24 protein-coding genes are annotated in these 25,461 nt (G+C 73.8%); 15 read left to right on the forward strand and 9 right to left on the reverse strand.

All coding sequences use genetic code 11. The annotated features are described in order from the left end of the window. Window positions 1–5: 5 nt before the first annotated feature. The 12 genes from DPM19_RS04880 (at window position 6) to DPM19_RS04935 (ending at window position 12,632) form a co-directional block, all read left to right on the forward strand. Window positions 6–1,118 carry an MCE family protein gene (locus DPM19_RS04880; protein WP_111863575.1) on the forward strand — a complete coding sequence of 371 codons (1,113 nt, stop codon included), beginning with the start codon at window positions 6–8 and terminating at the stop codon, window positions 1,116–1,118. Beyond that, window positions 1,109–2,137, forward strand: a complete 1,029-nt coding sequence (locus DPM19_RS04885) for an MCE family protein (RefSeq protein WP_158566701.1) — start codon at window positions 1,109–1,111, stop codon at window positions 2,135–2,137. The genes DPM19_RS04880 and DPM19_RS04885 overlap by 10 nt, the downstream gene beginning before the upstream one ends. Then, window positions 2,134–3,183 (forward strand): MCE family protein, encoded by a 1,050-nt coding sequence (locus DPM19_RS04890; protein ID WP_111863577.1) that lies wholly within the window; start codon window positions 2,134–2,136, stop codon window positions 3,181–3,183. Before DPM19_RS04885 ends, DPM19_RS04890 begins: the two co-directional genes overlap by 4 nt. Further along, window positions 3,180–4,184 (forward strand): MCE family protein, encoded by a 1,005-nt coding sequence (locus tag DPM19_RS04895; protein ID WP_111863578.1) that lies wholly within the window; start codon window positions 3,180–3,182, stop codon window positions 4,182–4,184. The genes DPM19_RS04890 and DPM19_RS04895 overlap by 4 nt, the downstream gene beginning before the upstream one ends. A 9-nt stretch (window positions 4,185–4,193) precedes the next feature. Further along, entirely contained in the window at window positions 4,194–5,471 is a 1,278-nt protein-coding gene (locus DPM19_RS04900) for an MCE family protein (protein WP_111863579.1), read from the forward strand. Window positions 5,472–5,480: 9 nt separating this feature from the next. Continuing rightward, window positions 5,481–6,338, forward strand: coding sequence for a hypothetical protein (locus tag DPM19_RS04905; protein ID WP_111863580.1), 858 nt, complete (start codon window positions 5,481–5,483; stop codon window positions 6,336–6,338). An 82-nt stretch (window positions 6,339–6,420) separates the two neighbouring features. Then, window positions 6,421–7,443 (forward strand): Rieske 2Fe-2S domain-containing protein, encoded by a 1,023-nt coding sequence (locus tag DPM19_RS04910; RefSeq protein WP_199484853.1) that lies wholly within the window; start codon window positions 6,421–6,423, stop codon window positions 7,441–7,443. Then, a complete protein-coding gene (locus DPM19_RS04915) occupies window positions 7,443–8,192 on the forward strand; it encodes an acetoacetate decarboxylase family protein (protein WP_111863581.1) in 750 nt (249 codons plus the stop codon). Before DPM19_RS04910 ends, DPM19_RS04915 begins: the two co-directional genes overlap by 1 nt. Before the next feature lie 13 nt (window positions 8,193–8,205). Then, window positions 8,206–9,417, forward strand: a complete 1,212-nt coding sequence (locus DPM19_RS04920; protein WP_111863582.1) for an amidohydrolase family protein — start codon at window positions 8,206–8,208, stop codon at window positions 9,415–9,417. Then, window positions 9,414–10,307, forward strand: a complete 894-nt coding sequence (locus tag DPM19_RS04925; RefSeq protein WP_111863583.1) for an SDR family NAD(P)-dependent oxidoreductase — start codon at window positions 9,414–9,416, stop codon at window positions 10,305–10,307. The genes DPM19_RS04920 and DPM19_RS04925 overlap by 4 nt, the downstream gene beginning before the upstream one ends. Window positions 10,308–10,335: 28 nt before the next feature. Next, window positions 10,336–11,076 (forward strand): TetR/AcrR family transcriptional regulator, encoded by a 741-nt coding sequence (locus tag DPM19_RS04930; protein WP_111863584.1) that lies wholly within the window; start codon window positions 10,336–10,338, stop codon window positions 11,074–11,076. Between the two features lie 26 nt (window positions 11,077–11,102). Beyond that, a complete protein-coding gene (locus tag DPM19_RS04935) occupies window positions 11,103–12,632 on the forward strand; it encodes a class I adenylate-forming enzyme family protein (RefSeq protein ID WP_111863585.1) in 1,530 nt (509 codons plus the stop codon). Here the strand turns inward: DPM19_RS04935 and DPM19_RS04940 are convergent. The 4 genes from DPM19_RS04940 to DPM19_RS04955 are packed head-to-tail and all read right to left on the reverse strand — an operon-like array spanning window position 12,601 to window position 16,837. Further along, window positions 12,601–13,788 (reverse strand): acyl-CoA dehydrogenase family protein, encoded by a 1,188-nt coding sequence (locus tag DPM19_RS04940; RefSeq protein ID WP_111863586.1) that lies wholly within the window; start codon window positions 13,786–13,788, stop codon window positions 12,601–12,603. The two genes, DPM19_RS04935 and DPM19_RS04940, sit on opposite strands and share 32 nt — an antisense overlap. 30 nt (window positions 13,789–13,818) lie before the next feature. Beyond that, window positions 13,819–14,778 (reverse strand): acyl-CoA dehydrogenase family protein, encoded by a 960-nt coding sequence (locus DPM19_RS04945; RefSeq protein WP_111863587.1) that lies wholly within the window; start codon window positions 14,776–14,778, stop codon window positions 13,819–13,821. Continuing rightward, window positions 14,763–15,965 carry an acyl-CoA dehydrogenase family protein gene (locus tag DPM19_RS04950; protein WP_111863588.1) on the reverse strand — a complete coding sequence of 401 codons (1,203 nt, stop codon included), beginning with the start codon at window positions 15,963–15,965 and terminating at the stop codon, window positions 14,763–14,765. Before DPM19_RS04950 ends, DPM19_RS04945 begins: the two co-directional genes overlap by 16 nt. A gap of 53 nt (window positions 15,966–16,018) precedes the next feature. Then, window positions 16,019–16,837: an enoyl-CoA hydratase/isomerase family protein gene (locus DPM19_RS04955; protein ID WP_199484854.1), complete on the reverse strand. Its 819-nt coding sequence runs from the start codon at window positions 16,835–16,837 to the stop codon at window positions 16,019–16,021. Window positions 16,838–16,929: 92 nt separating this feature from the next. On the opposite strand from DPM19_RS04955, the gene DPM19_RS04960 reads away from it, so the two are divergent. Next, a complete protein-coding gene (locus DPM19_RS04960) occupies window positions 16,930–17,658 on the forward strand; it encodes an NIPSNAP family containing protein (protein WP_111863589.1) in 729 nt (242 codons plus the stop codon). 10 nt (window positions 17,659–17,668) lie between these two features. On the opposite strand, the gene DPM19_RS04965 is transcribed toward DPM19_RS04960, so the two are convergent. After that, complete coding sequence (locus DPM19_RS04965) at window positions 17,669–18,856, reverse strand: acetyl-CoA acetyltransferase (protein WP_111863590.1); 1,188 nt, start codon at window positions 18,854–18,856, stop codon at window positions 17,669–17,671. 1 nt (window position 18,857) lies between these two features. Further along, window positions 18,858–20,204, reverse strand: a complete 1,347-nt coding sequence (locus tag DPM19_RS36725; protein WP_111863591.1) for an OB-fold domain-containing protein — start codon at window positions 20,202–20,204, stop codon at window positions 18,858–18,860. Between the two features lie 58 nt (window positions 20,205–20,262). Here DPM19_RS36725 and DPM19_RS04975 point away from each other — a divergent pair, with 58 nt between their 5' ends. Beyond that, the gene (locus DPM19_RS04975; RefSeq protein WP_111863592.1) at window positions 20,263–21,507 is read left to right on the forward strand and encodes a CaiB/BaiF CoA transferase family protein; all 1,245 of its coding nucleotides are present in this window, start codon (window positions 20,263–20,265) and stop codon (window positions 21,505–21,507) included. On the opposite strand, the gene DPM19_RS04980 is transcribed toward DPM19_RS04975, so the two are convergent. Beyond that, window positions 21,504–22,154: a PaaI family thioesterase gene (locus tag DPM19_RS04980; protein ID WP_111863593.1), complete on the reverse strand. Its 651-nt coding sequence runs from the start codon at window positions 22,152–22,154 to the stop codon at window positions 21,504–21,506. The two genes, DPM19_RS04975 and DPM19_RS04980, sit on opposite strands and share 4 nt — an antisense overlap. Before the next feature lie 99 nt (window positions 22,155–22,253). Here DPM19_RS04980 and DPM19_RS04985 point away from each other — a divergent pair, with 99 nt between their 5' ends. Continuing rightward, a complete protein-coding gene (locus DPM19_RS04985; RefSeq protein ID WP_158566702.1) occupies window positions 22,254–22,877 on the forward strand; it encodes a TetR/AcrR family transcriptional regulator in 624 nt (207 codons plus the stop codon). Window positions 22,878–22,879: 2 nt separating this feature from the next. On the opposite strand, the gene DPM19_RS04990 is transcribed toward DPM19_RS04985, so the two are convergent. Next, the gene (locus DPM19_RS04990) at window positions 22,880–23,710 is read right to left on the reverse strand and encodes an enoyl-CoA hydratase/isomerase family protein (RefSeq protein ID WP_199484855.1); all 831 of its coding nucleotides are present in this window, start codon (window positions 23,708–23,710) and stop codon (window positions 22,880–22,882) included. After that, window positions 23,707–25,347 (reverse strand): AMP-binding protein, encoded by a 1,641-nt coding sequence (locus DPM19_RS04995; protein WP_111863594.1) that lies wholly within the window; start codon window positions 25,345–25,347, stop codon window positions 23,707–23,709. The genes DPM19_RS04990 and DPM19_RS04995 overlap by 4 nt, the downstream gene beginning before the upstream one ends. Window positions 25,348–25,461: the final 114 nt, after the last annotated feature.

Genomic DNA, 25,461 nt, shown 5'->3' on the forward strand with positions numbered 1-25,461 from the left:
TGACCATGGCCGAACGCGCCCGGAGCCGAGGCCGCCGGCGCAGGGCGGGCCTGGCGGGCACCGACCCCCGGATACGCCGGCGGCACTCGTCCCTGCTGCGGACCGTCGCCTTCCTCGCCCTCACCGGAACGCTGACGTTCTTCATCGGAGCGCAGATCGCCCGGCTCGGCTTCGGCGGCGGTTACCAGGTGGTGGCCGCCTTCGACGACGCCAGCGGGTTGCAGGAGGGCGACCAGGTGAAGGTCGCCGGCGCGCCGGTCGGCCGGGTCGACTCGATCAAGGTGCGGGAGGGCCGGGCCGAGGTCCGGATGAGCGTGAACTCCGCGCACCGGCTCCCCCGCGACAGCGAGGCCGCCATCCGCTGGCGCAGCGCGGTCGGCCAGCGGGTGGTCTACCTGGTCCCGGGCACCGCGCCGGAGCGGCTGCGCGACGGTGACCGGATCGCCCGCACCCGTTCCGTGGTCGACATCGGCGAGCTGGTCAACCGGCTCGAACCGCTCACCCGCAGCCTCGACCCCGAGCAGGTGAACCGGATCCTCACCGCCATCTACCTCGCCCTGGACGGCAACGAGGAGAACGTCTCCCGGCTGCTGGTCGACGTGGAACGGCTGTCGTCCACCATCGCGGCGCGGCGCCAGACGCTCGCCACGATGCTGGCCGACTTCTCCACCGTCACCGGCATCATCGCCCGGCGCGACCAGCAGATCGCCAAGATGACCGACGACCTGGTGACCCTGTCGCGGGCGTTCGTCGACAACCGGGCGCTGGTCGACCGCGCCCTGGTCGAGCTGTCGGTCACGCTGCGCACCACGGACCGGGTCGCGGGCCGCAACGCGGCGGAACTGGCCCGGGTGGTCGAGCAGCTCTCGACCGTCCTGGACGGCACCCGCCGCAATCTCGACCCGCTCCGGCAGACCGTCGCGCTGACCGGCCCGAAGTTGCAACGGCTCCACGACCTGTTCGACGAGGGCCAGTTCGTGGTCGGCGCGGTCCCCTGCCTCACCCTCGCCCCCGGGAAGTGCCCGTACCCGATGAAGCTCACCAAGCCCCCCGAGCGCCCCATGACCTCCCCCGCATCCCTGCGGGGGCTGATCGGAGGAGGGACCCAGTGGCCCTGAAGTCCTTCCGGGACCGCGACCCGATCGTCGTCGGGCTGGTCTCCCTCACCGTCCTGGCGGTGGCGCTGGCCGCCGCCTTCTTCACCGGCACGCTCGGCCTGCTGCAGAGCAGGTACACGATGACCGGGGTCTTCGCCGACACCGGCGGGCTGCGCTCCGGGCACCACGTGGTCGTGGCGGGAGTCCAGGTCGGTGAGGTCACCGCCGTCGAGCCCGACTTCGCCCGGGGCGTCGTCCTGGTCACCTGGAAGGTCGACGGCGACGTCGCCCTCGGCCGGGGGACGCGCGCGGAGGTCAGGACCGCCAACATCCTGGGCGGCCGGTTCCTGCGGCTCAGCGGGCCGGTCACCGCACCCCACCTGGCCGACCTGCCGGAACGGGAGCGGCGCGTCCCGCTGGAGCGGACGCAAACCCCGATCACCGTCAACGACGTCCTGACGGCGGGCACCCGGTCGCTGTCCCGGCTGGACACCGCGACGATCAACAAGGTCATCGACCAGCTCGGCGGCGTCTCCGCCGCCACCCGGGAGCGGCTGCGCCGGGCCTTCTCCGACCTCGCCGCGCTGGGCGAGACCATCGACGCGAGCAGCCCCCGCATCAAGCGCCTGATCGCCGACGGCGACCAGGTGCTGCGGACGGTCAACGCCAAGGACCGGCAGCTGTCCGCCCTGGCGCGCAACGTCCAGACCCTGCTGGACGAGCTGCGCGACCGCCAGGCCGAGCTGTCGGTGCTGCTCGGCAGCGGCAGCGACGCCGTCACCCGCATCTCCGAGCTGATCTCCACCAAGCAGGCCGAGCTGATCGCGATCATCGACGACCTGGGCGGAACCGTGCGCACCCTCTCCCCGCAGCTCGACGACATCAACACCACGCTGGCCTGGCTGGGACCGACCCTGACCGTGTTCAACTCCAGCAACTCCCACGGCCCCTGGGTCGACGCGATCGGCGGCCAACTCGGCCCGCTGGCGGCCGAGGATGTGGCCCGGTTCGCGGAGATGCTGCGGCAGGGGGGCCGATGAGGACCGCCGAGCGGATCGGCGCGGCCCTCCTCGCCGCGCTCCTGATCGTCCCGGCGGCCGCCTGCTCGGTGCCGAGCGGCGGCGCGGGCGGGTTCCGGCTCACCGTGTACTTCGCCAAGACCCCGGCGCTGTACGAGGAGTCGCGGGTGAAGCTGATGGGCGCCGACGTGGGCGGCATCGAACGGATCCGCACCGCGGGCGACCGGGTCCGCGTCGACCTGCGGCTGGACGGCGACGTGCCGGTGCCCCGGGACGTGCGGGCCACGATCGCCGCGGCAAGCGCGATCGGCGAGCGCAGCGTCATCCTCCACCCGCCCTGGAAGCCGGGAATGCCCCGGGCCGTCTCGGGTGCGGTCATCCCGATCGAACGCACCGAACCGGCGGTCGAGATCGACGAGGCGCTGACCGCCTTCACCCGGCTGGCCGAATCGGTCGACCCCGGCAAGATCAGCGGTCTGGTGCACGCCGGCGCGGACCTGCTGGACGGCAACGGCAAGGACGTCAACCACGCGCTGGCCACCACCGCCCGCCTGTCGCGGGACCTGGCGGGCGAGGACGAGCGGCTGGTGTCCCTGGCCGGGAACCTGCGGGACCTGTCGGCCTCCCTCAACCGCCGGGACGACCGGCTCACCCGGCTGATCAACGGTTTCGGCGAGACCAGCAGGATGCTCGCCGACGAGCGGACCCGGCTGAAGAACCTCCTCACCGCCCTGGAGGCGGTGATCCGCCAGGGCGACGTCCTGGTCGTCGCCTACCAGGAGAAGCTGCCGGAGACCGTGGCCCGGACCTCGGAGCTGCTGATGACCCTGAAGGCCAACAGCGCCGCGATCGCCGAGGCCGTCGCCGGCCTGTCCCGGTTCACCGACCTGGCCCTGAACAGCTGGGACCGCAAGAACAACGTCGTCGCCATCCGGGTGCAGCTCAACGCCACCCTGCGGATCTGGCTGCAACCGATCTTCGACCTGATGGGCTGGGGCCGGGTGCCCTGCCTCGACAAGCCGATCGGCAACTGCCCGCCGACGATCGAGCGGAGGGGCCGGCCGTGAAAAGGCTGATCGTGCTGGTGATCGTGCTGGCGATTCTGCCGGTGGCGGCCGGCTGCTCGTTCCAGACGCTCGGTGCCCCCAAAGGCGACATGACCCTCGTCGCCGTCTTCGACGACGTGCAGAACCTGGTGGACGGGCACTCGGTGCAGCTGTCGGACGTGACGGTCGGCACGGTCACCGGCATCCGGCTGGAGGGGTACCGGGCCCGCGTCACCATGTCCATCGCCGACGGCCGCCGCATCCCCGCCGGCACCGGCGCCACCATCGCCAAGACCTCGCTGCTCGGTGAGAACTACATCCGGCTGGACCCGCCGCGGGGCGTCGACACCGGCCGGGGCCCGTTCCTGGCGGACGGCTCCCGGATCACGCGCACCTCCGTCCAGCCCGACCTGGAGCGGATCAGCGAGCGGGTCGGGCCCGTCCTGGCCGCCCTCGGCGGCCAGGACCTCGGGGAGGCCGTGTCCGGGCTGGCCACCGGGCTGGCGGGTCAGGGGCCCCGGCTACACACGATCATCGAGCGGGCCACCGAGATCTCCCGTGCCTACGCCGCGGCGAGCGACGACCTGGTCAAGGTCATCGACGGCATGGGCCGGCTGAGCCGTTCCCTGGCCGCGCACGGCGCCGAACTCGACCGGCTGCCGGGTTCGGTCCGGCTGGCCACCGAACGGGTGCGCAAGGACCGGGCCGAGCTCAAGCGGGCGCTGGCGGACCTGGTCGCGCTGAGCGACACCGTCAACGGCCGGATCCAGGAGCGGCACGGGGAGCGGATGCGGGCGCTGCTGCTGCGGCTGGACGCCGTCCTCACCGCGATGGTCCGGGGCAAGGACCAGCTCAAGGCGTTCTCCGACGCGCTGCTGACCAACTTCGCCCAGGCCCCGTCGATGACGCACGCGGGCCAGGGGCTCATCCACGTGTGGCTCGGCGGCTTCCTGCCCGCCGACCGGGAGCGGCCACCCGGGAACACCTGGCAAGACCTCCAGCGGCTCATGAAGCCGAGATGACGGGACGCCATGAAACCTCGCATCGTGCTCAACCTGGTCGCCTTCGCCGTGCTGGGCGCGGTCATGATGGTGTGGGCGCTGAGCACCCTCGTCACCATCGACGTCCTGGAACGGCCGGTCCGGGTGCAGGCCGAGTTCGCCTCCTCCCCCGGCCTGCGCACGGACCTGGAGGTCGACTACCTCGGCGTGCGGGTCGGCGAGGTCGGCGACGTCCGGCTGGCCCCCGGCCGGGTGGTGGTCGACCTCGACCTGGACCGGGGCGCCTCCGTCCCGAGCAACGCCGTCGCCCGGGTGCTGCGCAAGTCCGCGGTCGGTGAGCCGTACGTGGAGCTGTCCCCGCCCGCCACGGGTCCGCGGGGCCGCCCGCTGCGCGCCGGCGACGTGATCCCGCTGAGCCGCACCTCCGTCACCGTGGAGTACAAGCGGCTGTTCGAGAGCGCGGGCGGGCTGCTGCGGGCCGTGCCGCCCGAGGACGTGCGGGTGCTGACCCGCGAGCTGGCGGCCGGGCTCGAAGGCCGCGGCCAGGGGCTGCACGACACCGTCGCGGACCTGCACCGGCTGACCGGGACGCTGGCCGACAACGCCGATGTGCTGGACGCCCTGGCGGTGCAGCTCACCCAGCTGACCGGGACGCTGGCCGGCTCGGGGCCGCAGCTGGCGGCCGGGGTGAACGACCTGGCGGCCTTCACCGGCACGCTGCGCGGCTCCCGCAGGGAACTGAACGGGATCCTGGAGCGCTCGCCGGGGTTCCTGGACCGGATGAACGCCCTGCTGCGGGACTCCCGGCCCGGGATGAGCTGCCTGCTCACCGCGATGGGCTCGCGCGGCGCCCCGGTGTTCACCGGCCGCACGTCCGCCGAGCTGACGCGCGCCCTCAGCCGGTTCCACCACCAGTTCCCGGAGCTGGCCGACAAGGTCCTGGTCAAGCGACCCGAGGGCGCCTACGCCCGGGTCACGCTGGTGCTCACCGTGGCCGGTCCGGTGCCCAACGCGCAGGAGTACCCGCAGTCCCTGCCGGACCCCGCCGAACCCCCGCTCTACTCCTGTGCCGCCGCCCGGGCGCAGGGCGGCGGGCAGGCGGGCAAGGAGGGCACCGCCGCCGGGCGGGCGCCCGACCGGGTGTTCACCACGATCGCCCCCCGGTCCGCCGACCGCGCCGCCCGGGGGGACGAGCCGGGCACGCCCGGCTGGCTGCCGCTGCTGCCCGTGCTGGTCGCCGGCCTCGTGCTCGCCGGCACCGCCGTCCACACCGTGCGCCGGGTCCGGTCCCGCGCGCCCCGTCGATGAACTGGAGAGATGACCATGCCCACCGAGAGCACCCGCACCGAGCCCGCGGAGAGCACGAAGGCCGAGGAGCTCGAAGCGAGCGCGCCGGCCGAGGAGAACGAAGCGAGCACGGAGGCCGACGCGGGCACGAAGATCGAAGAGAACGACGCGGTTACGGAAGCCGGCGCGAGCACGAAGGGCGACACGAAGGGCGACACGAAGAGCGAAGGGAGCGACGCGGGCGCGCAGGCCGAGGAAGCCGAAGAGGACGCGAAGGCCGGTGAGAGGAAAGCCGGGCGGCGGATCTCCCTCTCGCTCCGCGGGCTCGACCGGCTGACCGCCGCGGCCCTGGTGCTGGTGCTGGCCGCCGCGCTGGCGACCGCGGTGGTGCAGTGGCGCGAGGCGAGCCGGCTGGCCGCCGCCAAGGAGACCGAGCAGCGGGTGCGCACCCGGGCCGCGGAGTTCGGGCAGGCCCTGCTCGCCTACAAGCACACCGACCTGGCCGGTGCGCGGGCCCGGATCCGGGGCCTGACCTCGGCGGACTTCGGTCAGAGCTACGAGACGGCCTTCGCCGGGCTGGCCGGCGTCATCACCAAGTACAAGGCGGACGCCACGGCCACCGTCCGCGACACCTACGTCAACGAGATCGACGGGTCCCGCGCCAAGGCGCTGGTGGTCCTGGACTCGGAGGTGCGCAGCACGGCGGGCGTGCGGCGCGTCGTCGGCACCAAGCTGCTGCTCGAACTCGTCCTGGAGAAGGGCTCCTGGCGGGTCGGCGCGCTGTCCAGCCTGGAGGCCGACAGCGAGACCATGACCGGCCCCGACGGGAAGCCGCAGCAGCCCTCCGGTGCCGACCCGCTGGCGCCGGCCCCGAAACCGAGTCCCTGAATCCGCGGCCACCCCTTGACTGCCGGGCCTGGAAGGAGGATTTTCTAAGTGATTTAGAAAATCCTTCCGAAAAGGAGGGCCCGTGACCGTACCCGAGCTCGCACCCCGCGGCCTGACCGGCCTGCCGATGCCCCGGGACCCCGCGCTCCTGACCGACCCCACCCGCCGCACCCGCCTCACCCGCCGGACCGAGGGCCGGTTCCCCTTCCCCGTCCCCAACGGCTGGTTCATCGTGGCGACCGCCGCGGAACTCGCCCCCGGCGACCTCCGCCCCCTGCACTACTTCGGCCGCGACCTGGTGCTCTTCCGCCAGGCGGACGGGACACCGCGGCTGGTGGACGCCTACTGCCCGCACCTGGGCGCGCACCTGGCCGTGGGCGGCCGGGTGGATGGCGACCGCATCGTGTGCCCCTTCCACGGCTGGGCCTTCGACGGGGAGAGCGGCCGGTGCGTGGACGTGCCCTACGACGAGTCCGACTTCATCCCGCGCCGGGCCGCGCTGCGCGCCTACCCCACCGTCGAGCGCAACCACTTGATCTGGGCCTGGCACCACCTCGAAGGCGGCCCGCCCTTCTACGAGGTGCCGGAGGTGCCCGAGTTCCACGACCCCGGCTGGTCGCCGATCGTGGTCCGCGACTTCGAGATCGCCACCTGCTGCCAGGAGATGGCCGAGAACAACGTGGACCGGGCGCACTTCAAGTACGTCCACGGCACCGACGCGATCCCCGAGGAGGAGTTCCACGTGGACGGCGCCTACAAGCGCGCCGTGGGCAACGGCGGCACGTTCGTCCGCGAGGGCTTCGGCCTGGGCCTGGGCGTGCTGCGGGTGCAGGGCTACACCACGTTCGTGTCGAGCACCACGCCCATCGACACCGACAACGTCCACGTCCGCTGGATCTTCACCTCGCCGCAGGGCCTGGGGCCCGCCGCGGCCGAGGAGGCCGCCGAGGCGTTCTGCGGCGGCATCAGCCAGGACATCCCCATCTGGGAGAACAAGGTCTACCGCGACAAGCCCGTGCTCCGCCCCATGGAGAAGGACATCAGCGAGCACCGGCGCTGGTCCCTGCAGTTCTACTCCCTCGACTCCCTCGACGAGGAGGCGTGATGAGCCGCACCCGCTGGGTCCGGCAGCCCACCACCGAGGACGGGCTCACCAAGTCCGTCCCCGTGCTGCCGTCCCTGGAGGCCGTCTACCTGACCGACCCCGACGCGCTGGCCGAGGTCCTGCCGCCGCCGCTCACCCCGCCGGCCGAGCCTCGCGTGCACGTCCGCATCACCGACATCGACCTGACCTTCGGCGAGTACCGGCACAAGGAACTCGTCGGCTACTTCGCCGTCGACGCCGTGCACGACGGGGACCCCGGCGAGTACCCGCTGCTGATCCCGATCGACATGGAACCCGCGGTGGCGATCAGCCGGGAGCGCTACGGCGAGCCCAAGAAGCTCGCCGACATCGAACTGACCCTCGACGGCGACGCCGTCACCGGGAAGATCACCCGGCAGGGCGTGACGTTCATCGAGATCACCGGCCGGCTCGCCGAGGAGCTGCCGGTGCCCGCCCCGTACCCGGCCCGGCAGTTCTGGTACAAGTTCCTGCCCGCCGTCGCCGGCCCGGGCTTCGACGCCGGGCCGTTGCTCGTCCGGATGGAGCAGGTGCGCAAGCCCGAGTCGGCCCGCCGGGTGGACGGCGAGCTCGTGCTCCGCGACCTGCCGAGCTGCCCGGTGGTGGACCTGCCGGTGCTGGAGACCGTGTCCCTCCAGTGGACCCGCCGGTCCAGCGACAACGCCCCCACGGTGGCCGGCCCCGTCGACCCGGTGGCCTTCGCGCCGTTCGCCCAGGCCCGCTACAGCTGACCGAGGAGGTTCCATGAGCGAGAAGTACGTCCTGATCTCCACCGACAGCCACGCGGGGCTGCCCGCCGAGGGCTACCGCGAGTACGTCGACGCCAAGTACCACCGGATGTTCGACGAGGCCCAGGCCGAGGCCGAGGCGCTGCGGGAGCTCGCCGAGACCGACGACCACCAGAGGTTCCTCCGGGAGTGGAACTCCGAGATCGGCGAGCACGGCGGCATGCGCGGCGCGTGGGACCCCGCGGTGCGCGACAAGGAGATGGACCACGACGGCGTCGCCGCCGAGGTGATCTTCCCCGACGCCGACTCCGCCGGGGTCGGCGGGGTCGCCAAGACCCCCTTCACCGCCGGGCTCGGCTCCACCGGCAGCGACGACGCCGAGATGACGCTGGCCGGCGCCTGGGCGCACAACCGGTGGATCGCCGAGTTCTGCCAGAGCAGCCCCGAGCGCCGGGCCGGGGTGGCCATCGTGCCGCTGCACGACATCGCCGCCGCGGTGCGGATGGTGGAGTGGTCGGCCGACAACGGCCTGCGCGGCGGCATCATGATCCCCACCAAGTGGGGGGCGCTGCCGTCCTACAACGACCCGGTCTACGACCCCGTCTGGGCCGCGGCGGCCGAGACCGGGCTGCCGGTGCACACCCACTCCGGCGTCGGACCGGACCCCGACGACTACGGCGTCACCCCGGGCCTCATCGCGATCTACACCACCGAGGCGTACTGGTGGGCGGCCCGCCCGCTGTGGGCGCTGATCCTGGGCGGCGTCTTCGAGCGCCACCCGGCCCTGAAGTACGTCATCGCCGAGAACGGCGCGTGGTGGACCCCCGACATCATCAGCCGGATGGACTCCAAGTGGGAGGGCGACCACGCCACCCGCAAGTTCGGGCCCGCCGCCTTCCGGTCCGGGCTCGCCATGAAGCCGAGCGAGTACTTCGACCGCAACTGCTGGCTGGCCGCCTCGGTGATGGGCGACGTCGAGATCGAACGGCGCGCGCAGATCGGGGTCGGCAACCTGATGTGGGGCAGTGACTACCCGCACCCGGAGGGGACCTGGCCCCACACCCGGCCTTGGCTGGCCGAGCGGTTCGGGAAGGTGCCGGTGGCGGACACCCGGCGCATCCTCGGGCTGACCGCCGCCGAGGTCTACGGCTTCGACCTGGCGCCGCTGGAACCCCATGTCCAGCGGGTCGGACCCACGCTGGCCGACATCCACGGGACCGCCGGATGAGCGGCCCCCTCACCGATTTCGCCGGGCGGGTCGCCGTCGTCACCGGCGGCGCTTCGGGCATCGGCCGCGCGCTGGGCGCCGAGTTCGCCCGCGCCGGGGCCCGGGTGGTGCTGGCCGACGTGGAGCGGGACCGCCTGGCCGGGACGGTCCGCGAGCTCGCCCCGGCCGGTGAGGTCACCGGGCTGTTCGCGGACGTGACCGCCCCCGCCTCGGTCGGGGAACTGGCCGAGGAGGTCTACCGGCGTTTCGGCGCGGTGCACGTCCTGGTCAACAACGCGGGGGTCGGCGCCCCGGCCGCCAAGGTGTGGGAGACCACGCCCAACGACTGGCGCTGGGTGCACTCGGTGAACGTCCTGGGCGTCGCGCACGGCGTGCAGGCGTTCGTCCCGCGGATGCTGGCCGGCGGCGAGCCGGGGCATGTGGTCGTCACCTCCTCGCACGACGGCGCGGTCAACCCGCTGGCGTCCGCCTCGGTGTACGCGGCGAGCAAGGCCGCCGTCTCGACGCTGACCGAGTGCCTGGCCGTCCAACTCCGGGAGTGCGGCGCCCCGATCGGGGTGTCGCTGTTCCTGCCGGCCGGCGGGCTGCTGGACACCGGGCTGTGGACCGCCGAGCGCAACCGCCCGGCGGAGCTGGCCCGGGAACGGCCGCGCGACACCCCCGCGATCACCGTGGCCACGCTGGTGGAGGCCGCTGCCGCGCAGGGCCGGGAACTGCCGGTACAGCCGCTCGACGAGCTGGCCGCGAGCGTGCTGGAGGGCATCCGGGCCGGCGCGTACTGCATCACCGCCGACCCGGCCGGCGCCGCCGAGATGCTGCGGCGGCGCGCGGACCGGCTGGGCCGGGCCGAGGTCCCGACGCTGGTGGAGGCACATGGCATCCTGAGCTGATCGGAAACCGGCCGAACAGGGGGAAAGCGTGATCCAGGAGGAGAGCCCGACCGCGGGGTCCGCTCCCCGCCGGCCCGGCCGCAGCGGCCGGGCCGGCCGGCCGGCGCGCATCGACCGGGCGGCCATCGCCCGGGTCGCCGGCGAGCTTCCGCTGGAGGAGGTCACCATGCGCTCGGTGGCGGAGCGGCTCGGGGTGAGCGTGCCCGCCCTCTACCACCATGTCGGGGGGCGCGACGACCTCCTCCGGCTGGCGGCCGAGCAGTCGGCCCTGCGGCTAACGCTGCCGCGGGACGCGGGCCAGCACTGGGCCGTGTGGTGCTACGAGTGGGCCGACTACATCCGGCGCGCCTTCGTCGCCGACCCGGAGCTACTCAAGCAGTACGTCGACGGGGCGCTGGGCATGGAGGTCATGGCCGAGCACATCGACACCGCGATCGGGCCGTGCGTGCGGCAGGGCTTCTCCGGGCCCGCGGCCCTCGCGCTCTACGAGTTGGTCTCCGAGTGCGCGCTGGGCGCCGCCATCTCCGAGATCCGGTCCGGCCGCTTCGAGCGGGACGGGCGGCCCATGGACGTGGAGCTGCGCCGGCTGCTGGCCCGGCGGGACCCCCCGGCGCTGCCGTACCTGCGCCGGCTGCTGGCCGCCGGGCCGATCGCCCTGCCCTCGTTCACCGAACGCATCACGACCGTCCTGGCCGGGGTCGCCGCGCGCCGCGGCGAGGACCCGGCCGACGTCATCCACCGCATCACCGCCACGGACCCCCCGGACTGACCCGCACGAGCAGGGAGTCGCCCAGCATGAACCCGGCCCGAGGCTCCGGCGCCGTCGCCGACCTCTTCACCGGCATCCTCGCCGAGGAACCCGCCGCGGAGGCGATCGTCGACGGAGGGCACCGGCTGACCTTCGAGCGGTGGTGGCGGTCCGCCGGATCGGCGGCCCGGGCGCTGCGGGAACTCGGCGTCGGCCGGGGCGACGTCGTCTGCCTGCTGCTGCCCTCCTCCGCCGAGTTCGCCTGCTGCTACCTGGGCGCCCTGCGGCTGGGCGCGGTCGTGTCGGGGATCAACCCCCGGCTCGGCCCGACGGAGATCGGCCACATCCTGGCCACCGCCGCGCCCAAGGTGGTCGTGACGGCGGGGCCGGGCCTGCCGCCGGGCGCCGGCGGCGCCGCCGTGCGCACCGCCGGGGAGATCCTCACCGGCCCGGCGGACGACGGCTTCGTCGCGGTGCGGGCCGACGACCCCGCGGTCATCGTGTGGACGTCCGGGACCACCGGCCGGCCCAAGGGCGCCTGGTTCGACCACGAGGCGCTCCAGCTGATCGCGCGCAACATCGGCCCGCTGAGCGCCCGGCACGACCGCAAGCTCTCCCCCGTGCCGTTCGCGCACGCCGGGTACATGACCCGGATCTACGACCAGTTGCTGTACCGGTCCGCGCTGGTGCTGACCCCGCCGGTGTGGCGGGCCGAGGACATGCTCGAAACCCTGGCCGCCGAGCGGGTCACCCTCGGCCAGGGGGTGCCGACCCAGTGGGAGAAGCTGATCTCGCTGGACGCCCTCGCCGGCACCGACCTGTCGGCGCTGCGGCTGGTCGCCACCGGCGCGAGCCGGGTGCCGCCGTCCCTGGTCCGGGCGATGCGCGAGCGGCTGGGCTGCCCGGTGGTGGTCCGCTACGCCAGCACCGAGCTGCCGCTGGCCTTCGGCACCGACCCCGGCGACCCGGTGGAGGCGGTCGCCACCACGGTCGGGCGCCCGCTCGGCGACGTCGAGGTGGAGATCCGGGACGAGGCCGGCGCGCCGCTGGGCCCGGGCCGGGCCGGGCGGATCCACCTGCGCTCCCGGGCGGCGATGCGCGGCTACTGGGCGGGCCCGCGCGGCGCCGCCGGGCCCCGGCCCGCGGACCGCTGGATCACCGCCGGGGACGTGGGCTCCCTGGACGCCGACGGGCGGCTGACGATCCTCGGCCGGGCCGACGACGCCTACATCCGCGGCGGGTACAACGTCCACCCCGCGGAGGTGGAGACGGCCCTGCTGCGCCACCCTGCGGTCGCCCGGGTGTCGGTGGTGGGCACGCCCGCCCCGGTGATCGGCGAGATCGGGGTGGCCTTCGTGGTCCCGGCGGCCGGGCGGGCCCCGGCGGCGGAGGAGCTGCGCGACTGGTGCCGGGGCCTGATCGCCGACTACAAGGTGCCCGACCTGGTGGTGTTCGCCGACGACCTGCCGGTGAACACCGTCCACAAGATCGACCGCACCGAGCTGCGGCGGCGGGCCGCGGCGGAGGCGGCGGCCCGCCCGCGCGTCAGCCGTACTCCTTCAGCACCCGGTCACTGATGATCATTTTCTGGATGTCGGCGGTGCCCTCGCCGATCAGCAGCATCGGGGCGTCGCGGTACAGCCGTTCGATCTCGTACTCGGTGGAGTAGGCGTAGCCGCCGTGGATGCGGAAGGCGTCCTCCACGACCTCCTTGCAGTACTCGCTGGCCAGGTACTTGGCCATGCCGGCCTCCAGGTCGTTGCGGTCGCCGGAGTCCTTCACCCGGGCCGCCATCACCGTCATCTGGTGCGCGGCCTCGACCTTGGTCGCCATCTCCGCCAGCCGGAACCGCACCGCCTGGTGCTCGGTGATCGGCCGGCCGAAGGTCTCGCGGCGGCGGGCGTAGCCGACGGCCAGTTCGAGCGCCCGCAGCGCGACCCCGCAGGCGCGCGCCGCCACGTTCACCCGGCCCACCTCGACGCCGTCCATCATCTGGTAGAAGCCCGCGCCGGGGGCGCCGCCGAGGATCTGCCCGGCCGGGATCCGGAACCCGTCGAAGAGCAGTTCGGTGGTGTCGACGCCCTTGTAGCCCATCTTCTGGATCTTGCCGGGGATGGTCAGGCCGGGCGCCACCTCGCCGAAGCCCGGTTCCTTCTCGACCAGGAACGTGGTCATGTTCCGGTGCACCGAGGCGTGCCCCTCGTCGGTCTTGACCAGCACCGCGACCAGGGAGGAGGAGCCGCCGTTGGTGAGCCACATCTTCTGGCCGTCGATGACGTACTCGTCCCCGTCCCGGACCGCCCGGGTGCGGATCGCCGCCACGTCCGAGCCGCAGCCCGGCTCCGACATGGAGAACGCGCCCCGGAGCCCGCCGGCCGCCATCCGCGGCAGGTGCCGGGCGCGCTGCTCGGCGGTGCCGTGCTGCCGGACCATGTACGCCACGATGAAGTGGGTGTTGACGATGCCCGACAGGCTCATCCAGCCCCGCGACAGTTCCTCGACCACCAGCGCGTAGGTCAGCAGCGACTCCCCCAGCCCGCCGTACTCCTCGGGGATCATCAGCCCGAAGACGCCGAGGTCCCGCAGCCCCGCGACGAGGGCGTCCGGGTAGGCGTCGGCGCGGTCGAGGTCGCCCGCGACCGGCAGCACCTCCTTGTCCACGAAGTCCCTGACGGTGGCCAGGATCTCCCGCTGGGTCCCGCTCAGGCCGTCCGTGCGCGCCAGCCGTCCCATGTGCGCCTCCCTTTTCCGAACCGTGGCGGTTCACATCCTGTCGGCCAGGCGCTCGGCGTGGACGCCGGGCTCCCCGAAACCGGTCTCCAGCAGCCAGGCCCGTTTGAGGTACAGATGGGCCAGTACCTCCCAGGTGAAACCCATGCCGCCGTGTACCTGGACGCAGCACCGCCCGCCGGCGGTCGCGGCGTCGTCAGCGAGGATCTTCGCCGCGGCGACGGCCTCGGCCAGGTCGCCGGCGGCCGGGTCGTCCAGGGTGAGGGCGGCGGTCAGCACCGCCGCCCGGGCCAGGTCCACCCGCACCAGCGACTCGGCGAGCAGGTGCTTGACCGCCTGGAACGAGCCGATCACCCGGCCGAACTGCTCCCGCTCCCCGGCGTACCGCACGGCCAGGTCCAGCGCGCCCTGGGCCACCCCGACCTGGAGGGCGGCGGTCAGCACCGCCCCCCGGTCCCGCCAGGCCGCGGCCCGGCCCACCGGATCGCCCGCGGGCAGCTCCACGACGTGGGAGACCGGGGTCAGCGGGTCGAGCGGGATCCCCGCAGGGGTCCCGGCGACCTTGCCCGCGGGCAGGGCCCACAGCCCGTCCTCCCCGGCCGCGATCACCTCGTCCGCGGCGGCCAGGTGCTCCACCACCTGGACCGGGGCGGTCCGGTCCGCCCAGGTGACGACGGTGGCGCCGGTGGCCGCGCCCGGGCGGCCGAGCAGCGCCGCGGCCAGGTAGGTGGCCACCAGCGGGCCGGGGACCAGCGCCCGGCCCAGTTCCTCGAACACCAGGACGGCCTCGGCCGCGCCGAGCTCCATCCCGCCGTCGGACTCGGGCACCTCCAGGCCGAACACCCCCAGGTCGGCGAGGGCCCGCCACGCCCCGCGGTCCAGGTCCGGGGAGTCGGCCGCGGCGCGCAGCCGGTCGGCGGTCCAGGCGTCCCGCAGGAAGGCGCGCAGGCCGTCGCGCAGGTCGCGCTGGTCGGTGCTCAGGGTGAGGTCCACCGCGGCTCCTTCGGCAGGCCGAGGACGCGCTCGGCGAGGATGTTCTTCTGGATCTGCGAGGTGCCGGCGGCGATGGTGAAGGAGAGGGTGTTGACCCGGTCCTCCACCAGCCGGCCGTTACCGGCCCCCGGCAGGTCGCTCATCGCCAGGGACGCCCGGCCCAGGACGCGGGCGGCCAGGTCGCCGATCCGCTGCCGGCTCTCGGTGAAGCGCAGCTTGAACACCGACGCCCCCTGGACGGGGACCATGCCCGCCGCCGCCTCCGAGACGTTCTTCCTGGCCAGCGCCCACAGCCCGGTCACCTCGGCGGCCAGCCGGCCGACCTCGCGGCGCAGCCCCGGGTCGTCCCACAGCGTGCCGCCGGCCGTCCCGGTCGCCCGGGCGAGCCGCGCGACCTCCGCCAGGATGTTGCGGGACTCGATGACGTCCCCGATGAAGGCGGTGCCGCGCTCGAAGGAGAAGGTGACCATGGCCACCCGCCAGCCGTCGTTCTCGGCGCCGACCCGGTCGGCCACCGGAACGCGCACGTCGTCGAGGATCAGCTCGCTGAACTCGCTGCTGCCCACCACGGTGCGCAGCGGGCGCACCCGGACGCCCGGCGCGTCCATCGGCAGGATCAGCCAGGTGATGCCCCGGTGCCGCGGCGCGGCGGGATCGGTGCGCACCAGCAGTTCGCAGTGGTCGGCGACCTCGGCGTGCGAGGTCCACACCTTCGCCCCGTTGACGACGTAGTGGTCGCCGTCGCGCACCGCCGTGGTGCGCAGCGCGGCCAGGTCGGAGCCCGCGTCCGGCTCGGAGAAGCCCTGGCACCAGACCTCCTCGCCGCGCAGGATGCGGGGCAGGTGCCGGGCCCGCTGCTCGTCGGTGCCCGCCACGATGAGGGTGGGGCCGGCGTGCAGCAGCCCGACGAAGTTGGCGCCGACGTAGGGGGCGCGGGCCCGGGCCGTCTCCTCCAGGAAGATCAGCTGTTCCGTCGGGGAGGCGCCGAGCCCGCCGTGCTCGGCGGGCCAGTCCACCCCGGCGTACCCGGCGGCGTGCAGCCGTGCCTGCCAGGCGGTGTCGTAGGCGCGGCGGGCCGGCCAGTCGTCGCGGTCGGGGGCGGGGGGCAGCTGGGGCAGGGTTTCGGCGAGCCAGGCCCGCAGCCGGTCCCGGAAGGCCAGTTCCTCGTCGCTGTAGCGCAGGTCCACGATGGTTCCCGTTCAGTGGCTCGTACCGGACGCCGGGCGGGGTGCCACGCCGCTCACCAGCCCCGGAAGGTCGGCTCGCGGCGCTCGACGAAGGCCCGGACGCCCTCCTGGCCGTCGTCGCCGGACATGTTGATCTCCACGGCCATGGCCTCCTCGGCGAAGGACGTCGCCCGGTCGCCGTCCAGCGCCCGGTTGATCAGGCGCTTGCCCAGGCCGAGTGCGACCGTGGGCCCCCGGGCGAGCCGTTCCGCCCACTGCCCGGCGACCTCCGGCAGCTCCGCGGCGGGGACCACCCGGTTGACCAGGCCCATGTCCCGGGCGTCCGCGGCGCTCACCGAGTCGCCGAAGAAGACCAGTTCCTTGGCCCGTTGCGGGCCGACGAGCCGGGTCAGCAGGTAGGCCCCGCCGCCGTCCACCACCAGCCCGCGCCGGACGAAGACCTCGACGAACTTCGCCGAGTCGGCGGCCAGCACCAGGTCGCAGGCCAGGGCCAGGTGGACGCCGATGCCCGCGGCGGTGCCGTTGACCGCCGCGATCACGGGCTTGTCGCAGTCCTGGACGGCGGCGATCAGCCGCTGCGCGCCGCCGGCGATGGTGCGGGCGATCGACCCGGCGGGCCGCTCCGGGGCGCCTTCGGGCCCCGGCCGGTCCGCCGCGGCGGGCGCGCCGAGGTCGGCGCCGGTGCAGAAGTGCCGGTCCCCCGTGGCGGTGAGCAGGATCGCGCGGACCCGCAGGTCTCCGCTCGCCTCGCCCAGCAGGTCGATGATCCGCTCGCGCTGGTCCGCGGTGAGGGCGTTGCCGGTCCGCGGCCGGTTGAGCGTCAGCCGGCCGACTCCTTCGGGGGTGATCTCCCATCGCAGGTCCTCGGTCACGCGCCACCTCTGTTCCCGACACTGGCATTCGCAGAATGTAGATTGTATAAAACATTATCATTGCGGGTCACGGACCGGAGGCAGGGGAGCGCGTGAACGACAAGGTCTACATCCACGAGTTCATCCACATCACCAAGCAGAACCGCGCCCGCTACATGCACCACATGACCGCCAACTGGAGCCCCATCGGCCAGGAGCAGCGCGGGCAGCTCTGCTACGGCGTGTGGGGCCTGGTCGGGTCGACCGGCCCCTGGCCCCAGGTGGTCAACATCTGGGAGGAGGACGGCTTCGCCGGGCTGGCCTCCTCCTTCCGCCTGGAGCTGGGCAACGCCGGCCTCCAGGACCCGGCGCTGGCCAAGTGGTGGGCGGCCGCCGCCGACCTGCGCTCGGGCGGCGTCGACCGCATCCTCGTCCCGCACCCCGGCACCCGCACCATCGAGGAGCTGTGCAAGGACGGGGTGCGCGGCGAGGTCTACGCGCACGAGCTGGTCCGGGTGTCCCCCGGCGGCGCGCGGCGGTTCCTGGACGCCGCGATGGAGGACGCCGCCGCGGGCCGCGACCGGCACGGCTGGCAGCTGGTCGGCGCCTGGTCCACGGCCATGCGCAACGACCAGGAGTGCGTCCTGCTGTGGGCGATCCCGACCTGGGAGGACTGGGCCGGGGTCGAGGCCGACGAGGCTCAGGGCCGGTCGCGGCTGCTGGACCGGTCGGCGGTGATGGTCCGGGACCGCGAGCGGGTACTGCTGGCCGACGCCCCGCTCTGCCCGTTCAAGACCGGGCGGCAGCCCTCCCGGGACGACCGGACCGACTGGGTGGACTGACCCGGCCCGCTCACACGCCCACGATCGACACGAAGCTCACCATCTCCCCCGGGTAACCGCCCAGGTTGTGGGTGAGCGCCAGGGAGCGGGAGCCGTAGGTGGAGATCCGGCGCTCGTCGGGCGCCTCCCCGCGCAGCTGGAGCCACGCCTCGAACATCATGCGCAACCCCGAGGCGCCCACCGGGTGGCCGCAGGCCTTCAGCCCGCCGTCCGGGTTGACCGGCAGCGCGCCGTCGAGATCGTAGCCGCCGGCCAGGACCTCCTTCCACGCCTGGCCCCGCTCGGCGAAGCCCAGGTCCTCCAGCAGGACGAGCTCGGTGGGGGTGAAGCAGTCGTGGACCTCGGCCATGGCCAGTTCGTCCCGCGGCGAGGTGACGCCCGCCTGCGCGTAGGCGTCCGCCGCCGACGCCGCCACCTCCGGGAAGGTGGTGTAGTCGTAGGCCGGGTCGGTCAGGCCACCGCCGTCCCCGGCCACGAAGGACAGCGCCTTGATGTACAGCGGCCGGTCGGTGTACCGGTGCGCGTCCTCGGCCCGCACCACGATCGCCGCGGCCGAGCCGTCGGCGACGCCCGCGCAGTCGAACACCGACAGCCCGCCGGCCACCGCCGGCATCGCGCACAGCCGCTCGACCGACATCTCCCGGCGGAACTGGGCGCGCGGGTTGCGGGCCCCGTTGGCGTGGTTCTTGGCCGCGATGCGGGCCAGTACGGTCCGCATCTCCTGCTCGGACACCCCGTACCGGTCGGCGTAGGCGGGGGCGACCATCGAGAACATCGCCGCCGCGGTGAGCGTGCGCGCGGTGCCGTCACCGGGGATCGGGAAGGCGTTCAGCCCCTGGTACCCCGAGTCCTTGACCTTCTCCACCCCGACCGCCATCGCCATGTCGTAGGCGCCGCTGGCGACGGCGTAGGCGGCCTGCCGCAGCGCCTCCGACCCGGTGGCGCAGAAGTTCTCCACCCGGGTCACCGGCTTGTCCCGCAGCCGCAGCGGGCGGGACAGGGTGAGGCCGCTCATGCCGGACTGGGCGGTGCCCAGCCAGTAGGCGTCGACCTGCTCCTTGTCCACGCCGGCCGAGGCGAACGCGTCCCCGGTCGCGGCGAGCAGCAGCTCGTCGACGCCCTTGTCCCAGTGCTCGGTGAACCGGGTGCAGCCCATCCCCACGATCGCCACCCGGTCCTTGATGCCGTGCGAACCCATCTCAGCGCTCCGTTCCGCCGCGAACCGGCCGGGCCTTCCAGAAGTAGTTGTGGATCCCGTCGGCGGTGAACAGCCGGCGGAAGGTCGGTTCCACCCGGTCGCCGACCGCCACCTCGGCGGCGTCGACGTCGGTCAGCTCGACGGGCAGCCGCCCGCCGCCGTCGAAGTCGACCACCGCGAACACCATCGGCGGGCTCGGCGAGTAGGCCAGCCGGTCCACGGTGAACGCGGCGATCGTGCCGGCGACGTCGGCCATCGGGCGAGGCGCGCCGGGCGGGCCGGCGAACCCGTACTTCCAGTCGGCGTTGCGGCTCGCCGCCGACGACGACGGCCGGGCCGGTTCCGGGCGGCGCGGCGGCTCCACCCGCAGCAGCCCCCGCCAGGCGAGGTAGGCGCCGTAGGAGACCGGCGCCCCGGCGGCGGCCTGCTCGGCGACCGGGGCGGCGGGGCGGTACTCCGCGAGCGCCGCGGTGGCGCGCAGGACGATCGCGTCGGCGCCGTCGGACAGCGTCAGCAGCACCAGGTGGTCGCCGGGCGCCGCCGTCTCCAGGGCGGCGGCCAGCAGCATCGCGGGCTGGGCCGCCCCGGTGTTGCCCACGGTGGCGTGCAGCCGGTCGGCCACCCGCCCGGCGGGGACCCCCGAGCCCGCGGCGACCGTCCGGGCGGCCCGGGCGTGCGTTCCCGCCACGATCAGCCGGGCGACGTCCTCGGTCGCGACGCCGGCCTCGGCCAGCGCGAGCTTGAGGGCCTCGGCGCCCAGCCGCGCGTAGACGACCTCGCCGAACCGCTCCTCCCAGCGCCGGGAGGCCGGCTTGCCGGGCACCCGCCACCGGTCGGTGAACTCCTCGGTCAGCGAGACCCAGGCGGCCACCTCGGCCAGCACCGGCCCGTCGGCGGCGGAGCCGACCACGAGCGCGGCCGCGCCGTCGCCGCCCTCGGCCTCGTCCGGCCCGCCGGGCAGGCCCGCGCGCAGGTCGGCGGCGACGGCCAGCGCGGTGCCGGGGCCGGTCAGCGCCGCCCGCAGCGCGCCGAGCGCGCTGCGGACCGAGCCGACCGCGTCGTAGGCGGCCGCGTCCCGGTCCAGGCGCAGCGCCGCGTGCACCGCGGTCGCGTTGGTCTTGTCGAGGTAGGCCGGTTCCGCGGTGGCGAACCACAGCGACCGGACGCCGGCCGGCCGGGCGCGCAGCGCGGCGCGGGCGGCGGCCACGCCCATGGTCGTGGTGTCCTCGTCGTAGGAGGCCACCGTCCGGGTTCCCGTGCCGCCGCCGGTGCCGGCGACCGGTGCGATCTGCGCGCGGTCCAGCCGGTGGTGCGGCAGGTGGACACCCCAGCCGAGGATTCCATGCATGGGTCATATCCTAAGTGCAGATTGAATCTTTTATTCAATCTACATTTAGGATGGCGGTATGCGACTGGGTGACATCGGTAACACGGCCGCCGCGATCCACGGCAAGCCGCTGGACGGGATCCGCGTCCTGGCGCTCGAACAGATGCAGGCACTCCCCTACGCGACACAGCTGCTCGGCCGGCTGGGCGCCGACGTGGTCAAGGTCGAGCCGCCCCGCGGCGGCGACTCCGGGCGCGGCGCCCTGCCCGCCATGACCGACCCCGAGGGCCGCCGGGTGGGCGCCACCTACCTGCGCAACAACCTCGGCAAGCGCAGCGTCTGCATCGACCTCAAGGACCCGCGCGGGCGCGACCTGGTGCTCCGGCTGGCCCCGCGCTTCGACGTGATCGCCGAGAACTCCAAGGCCGGCGCCATGGCCCGGCTCGGCCTGGGATACGACGACGTCGCCGCCGTCCACCCCGCCGCGATCTACCTGTCGGTGTCCGGCTTCGGCAACCGGGCCGACAGCCCCTACCGCAACTGGCCCGCCTTCGCGCCGGTCGTCGAGGCGATGTCGGGCATCTACGAGATGAAGCGGGCGGGCGACGCCCCGCCGACCGTGGCGCCCGTCGGCGCGCTCGGCGACATCGGGGCCGCCCTGTTCGCGACCATCGGCGTCCTGGCCGCGCTGCGGCACCGCGACACCACCGGGCGGGGGCAGCACGTCGACATCGCGATGCTCGACGCGCTCATCTCGATGACCGACATCGTGACGAACTTCTGGTCGATGGGGCTGCGCGGCGGGAACGTCGGCCCGCTCATCATGCACGGCTTCCGCGCCGCGGACGGCTGGTTCGTCCTCCAGGTCGCCCGCGAGGCCCACTTCGCCCGGCTGGCCGAGGTCGTCGGCCGGCCCGAGTGGGTCGGCGACGAGCGCTTCGCCACCCGGCAGGGCTGGGTGGACCACCTGGAGGACGTGCTGCGCCCGGCGATCGAGGGCTGGGCCGCCGGCAAGGGCAAGACCGAGGCGTGCCACGCGCTGGCCGCCGCGGGCCTGGCCGCCGGCCCCTGCCTCGACGCCCCCGACCTCGTCACCGACCCGCACGTGGCGGCACGCGACATGCTCGTGGAGGTGCCGCGCACCGACGGCGTCGAGCAGCCCGTGCTCGTCCCCGGCAACCCGGTCAAGCTCGCCGACATGGCCGAGGGGCCCGAGCGCCGGACGCCCTGGCTCGGCGAGCACAGCGACGAGATCCTGCACGAGGAGCTCGGGCTGGACGCCACGGCCATCGAGCGGCTGCGGGCCGACGGCGTGGTCGCCTAACGCTGCGCCATCCGCCGGATCTGCTCGTGGTCCAGCACCGCGAAGCGGCCCTCCGCCTCGACCGTCACCCGATCCCGCTGGAGCAGCCTGCCGTGCGTGGTGACGCGCCGGTCGCCCCGCTCGACCACCCAGCCCTCGAACACGCAGGGTTCGTGCAGCAGGGTCGGCCGCCGGTAGGTGATCGAGAGGTTCGAGGTGGGGCCCGGAGCGTCCGCGACGACGTTGGCGGCGGCCAGCACGACGTCGAACGTGGCGGCCAGCACCGCGCCGTGGACGCAGCCGGGCGGCCCCTCGTAGGCGATGCCGAACGAACCCCGCAGCACCGCCTTGGGCGGCTCGAAGGAGAGCTCCATCGGCACCGCCAGCGGGTTGTGCCCGCCGATGATCACATCGAACGGCATCCGCCGGGCCATCTCGGCATAGGCCGGCCCGGTCGTGTCCACCTCGGTCAGCGGGTTGCGCGGCGGGATCGGGTCGGGCACGTGCCGTTCGAGCAGCTCCGCGACGGTCTCCAGGGTGTGGGCGGCCGCGGCGGTCGTCTCGGGCGGCGCGGTCGTGGTGGTGGTCAGCTCGACCAGCCGCCGAACGGCGGCGGCGAGCCGGGCCGATTCCGCGGAGCGGCCGTCCAGGGAGGGATGCTGACTCATGGTGATCAACCTTTCGGGCGGGGACGCGCCCCGGTCGGCCCGGAGCGATGCCTCATTACAATGCTTCAGGTTCCGTCACGGGGAAGGCACTCGATTCGCATGGCCCAACGCAATCTGCGCGACCAGCGCCGGGAACTGCGCCGGGAGCTCGGCCGGGACCAGGTTCTCGACGCGGCGGAGCAGATCTTCGCCCGCAAGGGCTTCCACGACTCCTCGCTGCGCGAGATCGCCGAGCTGGCGGAGTTCTCCGTCGGGTCGGTCTACGGCCTGTTCCCCGGCAAGGACGACATCTACCGGGCGATGTTCCGCCGCCGCGGCGCCGAGTTCCTGCCCGGCATGCGCGCGGTGCTCGCCTCCTCCGCCCCGCCCCGGCGGCGGCTGCTGGACCTCGCCGACTGGCAGGTCGACTTCTTCCTGCGGCACCCGCACTTCGGCCGGCTGGTGCTGCGCGGCGGGTCGGTCGCCCCGCCGCTGGCCGAGCCCCCCGGCGACGCCGAGATGGTCGAGAACTTCCGCGAGGCGCAGCGCATGCAGGCCGAGCTGTTCCGGCTCGGGCAGCAGGCCGGCGAGCTGCGCCCGGGCCCGCCGCAGGTGCTGGCCCGGATGTTCTCCGGGCTGGTCAGCGCCTACCAGACGGCCGAACTGGAGGGGACGCCCGAGCAGATGCCGCGGGCCGAGTTCCACGCGGTGCTGGAGGCGGCGTTCCTGGCCCCCGCGGGCTGAGCTCACAGCCGGCGGCCCGTCCGGAACGGCGGGGGCACCCAGTCCGGCTCGCGCCGCTCCGCGAAGGCCCGGGCGCCCTCGCGCATCTCGGCGTTGTACAGCAGGGCATCGAAGGTCATCCGGTCGACCCGGTCGTAGTTGTCGTTGACGATCCGCTTGATGTGCAGCCGGGCCTGGGGCGCGGTGCGGCAGATCTGGATCGCGACCCGCTCGGCCTCGGCCAGGACCTCCTCGTCCGGGACGACGCGGCTGAACATGCCCCAGCTCTCGGCCTCCCGGGCGGTCACCGTCCGCCCGGTCAGCAGCATGTCGCGGGCCCGGGCGACGCCGATCTGGGCGGGCAGGTAGGCGGCGTACCCGGTGTCGGCGATGCCCCGGAACAGCTCCGGTGCCCGGACGGTGACGCTCTCGCCGACCACCGAGACGTCCGAGAGCATCGCGATCAGCAGCCCGCCGCCCTGGGCCAGGCCGTTGACCGCCGAGACCACCGGCTTGGGAGACCGCCGGATCGCCTCGAACGGGGTGGAGTCGACGCCCAGCAGGTCCGGGAAGTCCAGCCACCGGTCGGGTTCGCGGCCGCGCAGCTCGCCGCCGGGGATGAACACGTCGCCGGTCCCGGTGATGATCAGGGCGGCCAGGTCGGGATCGCGGTTGACCAGGTCCACCGCCCGGCGCACGCCGAAGTACATGGCGCTGGTCAGCGCGTTGCGCGAGTCGGGCCGGTCCACCACGCACCAGGCCAGCGGCCCGCGCCGGTCGAACCGCAGGTAGGGGGTGCCGAGGTCGTCGCCCGCCAGCCCCACCGGGCCGTCGCCCAGCATGCCGCCCGTCACCGGCGCTCGAAGGTGACGCCGGCGGCCTCGCGGTCCCAGGTCGCCGGTGTGACGCCCTCGTCCCGCAGGATGTTCTTGGTGGTGCGGCCGGTCTGGCTGAGCGGCAGTTCCTCCCGGAACTCGAAGTACCGGGGGACGGCGTAGTACGGCAACTGGTCGACCGCCCACCGGCACAGGGCCTCCGCCGACAGGTCCGCGTCGTCCCGCGGCACCACGGTGACCTTGACGTCGTCCTCGGCGACCTCGCTGGCGACCGCGTGTACGCACACGTCCCTGACGGCGGGATGCTGGTGGAAGACCTTCTCCAGCTCCCAGCTGGAGATGTTCTCGCCGCGCCGGCGCATGTAGTCGGCCTTCCGGTCCACGAAGAACAGGTAGCCGTCCTCGTCGATGCGGCCGATGTCGCCGGTGTGGAACCACAGGTTGCGCCAGGCGGCGACCGTGGCCTCGGGCCGGTTCCAGTAGCCCTCGAACATCACGTGCGGCATGCGCGGCCGGCAGACGATCTCGCCTTCGGCGCCCGGCGGCACCTCCCGGTCGTCGTCGTCGAAGATCTTCACGATGAAGGCCGCGTCGTTGACGATGCCCGCCGAGGCGGGCCGGCCGGGCATGCCGGGCGGCAGCCAGGAGATCAGCGACGCCTCGGTGGTCCCGTAGGCGTTGCTGAAGGTGGTGACGCCGAACCGGGTGCGGTACAGCTCGTCGATCTCCGGCGGCATCGGTGCCCCGGTCAGCAGCCGCAGCGTGGTGTTGGCCTCCGGCCGCCCCGAGCCCCTGGCCCGGGGGTGGTCGTCGGCGCGGGCCACCATGACCGCCAGCGAGCCCAGCAGGGAGGCGATCGTCGCCCCGGTCCGGTCGATCTCCGGCCAGAACCCCGAGACCGAGAACCGCCGCGCCAGCGCCGCCCGGCCGCCCATCAGCAGGGTGCCGGTCAGCATGCAGGAGATCGCGTTGAAGTGGAACAGCGGCAGCGGGCTCCACACCACGTCCTCCGGCCGCCGGCCCCACGAGGACGCGATCTGCCCGGCGATGGACAGGTGGTAGTTGTGGCTCAGCGCGCAGCCCTTGGACGGCCCGGTGGTGCCACCGGTGTAGACGATCGTGCCCAGGTCCTGCGGGCGGACCCGGACGGCCGGGCGGGCGCCGTCGGCCCGCTCCAGGTCGCTCCAGGCGTGTGTGTCGGCCCGGAGCGGCCGGTCCACCGCGGCCGGGTCGCCGACCACCACCAGGTGCCGGACGCTCTCGATGCCGTCCAGGATCTCGGCGGGACGGTCGGCCAGATCCTGCTGGACGATCACCACCGCGGTGGCGGCGTCGGTCAGCTGGTGCGCCAGCAGCAGGCCCTTGAGCGCGGTGTTCACCGGCACCGAGATGGCGCCGAGCTTGTGGATGGCGAACCACGAGAGCACCGCCTCGGGGCCGTTCTCCAGGATCGTGGCCACGGTCGAGCCGTGCCCGACGCCCAGCGCGGCCAGCCCGGCGGCGATGCGGTTCGCCGCGCGGTCGAGCTCGGCCGCGGTGTAGCTCGTGCCGCAGCAGTCGAGGAAGGGGCCGTCGGGGTCGGTCTCCAGCCGCCTGTCCAGCAGGTCCAGCAGCGTCCGCTGCTCGACGTCCACCCAGTCGCCACGGGTCGCCATGGAGCCTCCTCAGCGTTTTTCATACATTATCCAATATGCCAGGACGGGGTAAGTCGGCACCGGCAGGGGGTTGTGCCGCAACTTGAACCGTAGTTCACTTATCTGAACTGATAT

It is taken from the genome of Actinomadura craniellae (assembly GCF_003289645.1).
GTDB lineage: Bacteria > Actinomycetota > Actinomycetes > Streptosporangiales > Streptosporangiaceae > Actinomadura_D > Actinomadura_D craniellae.

Bases quoted from the DNA above. Each gene is read 5' to 3' on its own strand.
- DPM19_RS04985 (WP_158566702.1), top strand. From the start codon at position 22,254: ATGGCCCAACGCAATCTGCGCGACCAGCGCCGGGAACTGCGCCGGGAG.
- DPM19_RS04880 (WP_111863575.1), top strand. From the start codon at position 6: ATGGCCGAACGCGCCCGGAGCCGAGGCCGCCGGCGCAGGGCGGGCCTG.
- DPM19_RS04935 (WP_111863585.1), top strand. From the start codon at position 11,103: ATGAACCCGGCCCGAGGCTCCGGCGCCGTCGCCGACCTCTTCACCGGC.
- DPM19_RS04925 (WP_111863583.1), top strand. From the start codon at position 9,414: ATGAGCGGCCCCCTCACCGATTTCGCCGGGCGGGTCGCCGTCGTCACC.
- DPM19_RS04915 (WP_111863581.1), top strand. From the start codon at position 7,443: ATGAGCCGCACCCGCTGGGTCCGGCAGCCCACCACCGAGGACGGGCTC.
- DPM19_RS04920 (WP_111863582.1), top strand. From the start codon at position 8,206: ATGAGCGAGAAGTACGTCCTGATCTCCACCGACAGCCACGCGGGGCTG.
- DPM19_RS04980 (WP_111863593.1), bottom strand. From the start codon at position 22,154: ATGAGTCAGCATCCCTCCCTGGACGGCCGCTCCGCGGAATCGGCCCGG.
- DPM19_RS04940 (WP_111863586.1), bottom strand. From the start codon at position 13,788: ATGGGACGGCTGGCGCGCACGGACGGCCTGAGCGGGACCCAGCGGGAG.
- DPM19_RS04995 (WP_111863594.1), bottom strand. From the start codon at position 25,347: ATGGCGACCCGTGGCGACTGGGTGGACGTCGAGCAGCGGACGCTGCTG.
- DPM19_RS04975 (WP_111863592.1), top strand. From the start codon at position 20,263: ATGCGACTGGGTGACATCGGTAACACGGCCGCCGCGATCCACGGCAAG.
- DPM19_RS04890 (WP_111863577.1), top strand. From the start codon at position 2,134: ATGAGGACCGCCGAGCGGATCGGCGCGGCCCTCCTCGCCGCGCTCCTG.
- DPM19_RS04900 (WP_111863579.1), top strand. From the start codon at position 4,194: ATGAAACCTCGCATCGTGCTCAACCTGGTCGCCTTCGCCGTGCTGGGC.
- DPM19_RS04965 (WP_111863590.1), bottom strand. From the start codon at position 18,856: ATGGGTTCGCACGGCATCAAGGACCGGGTGGCGATCGTGGGGATGGGC.
- DPM19_RS04905 (WP_111863580.1), top strand. From the start codon at position 5,481: ATGACCATGCCCACCGAGAGCACCCGCACCGAGCCCGCGGAGAGCACG.
- DPM19_RS36725 (WP_111863591.1), bottom strand. From the start codon at position 20,204: ATGCATGGAATCCTCGGCTGGGGTGTCCACCTGCCGCACCACCGGCTG.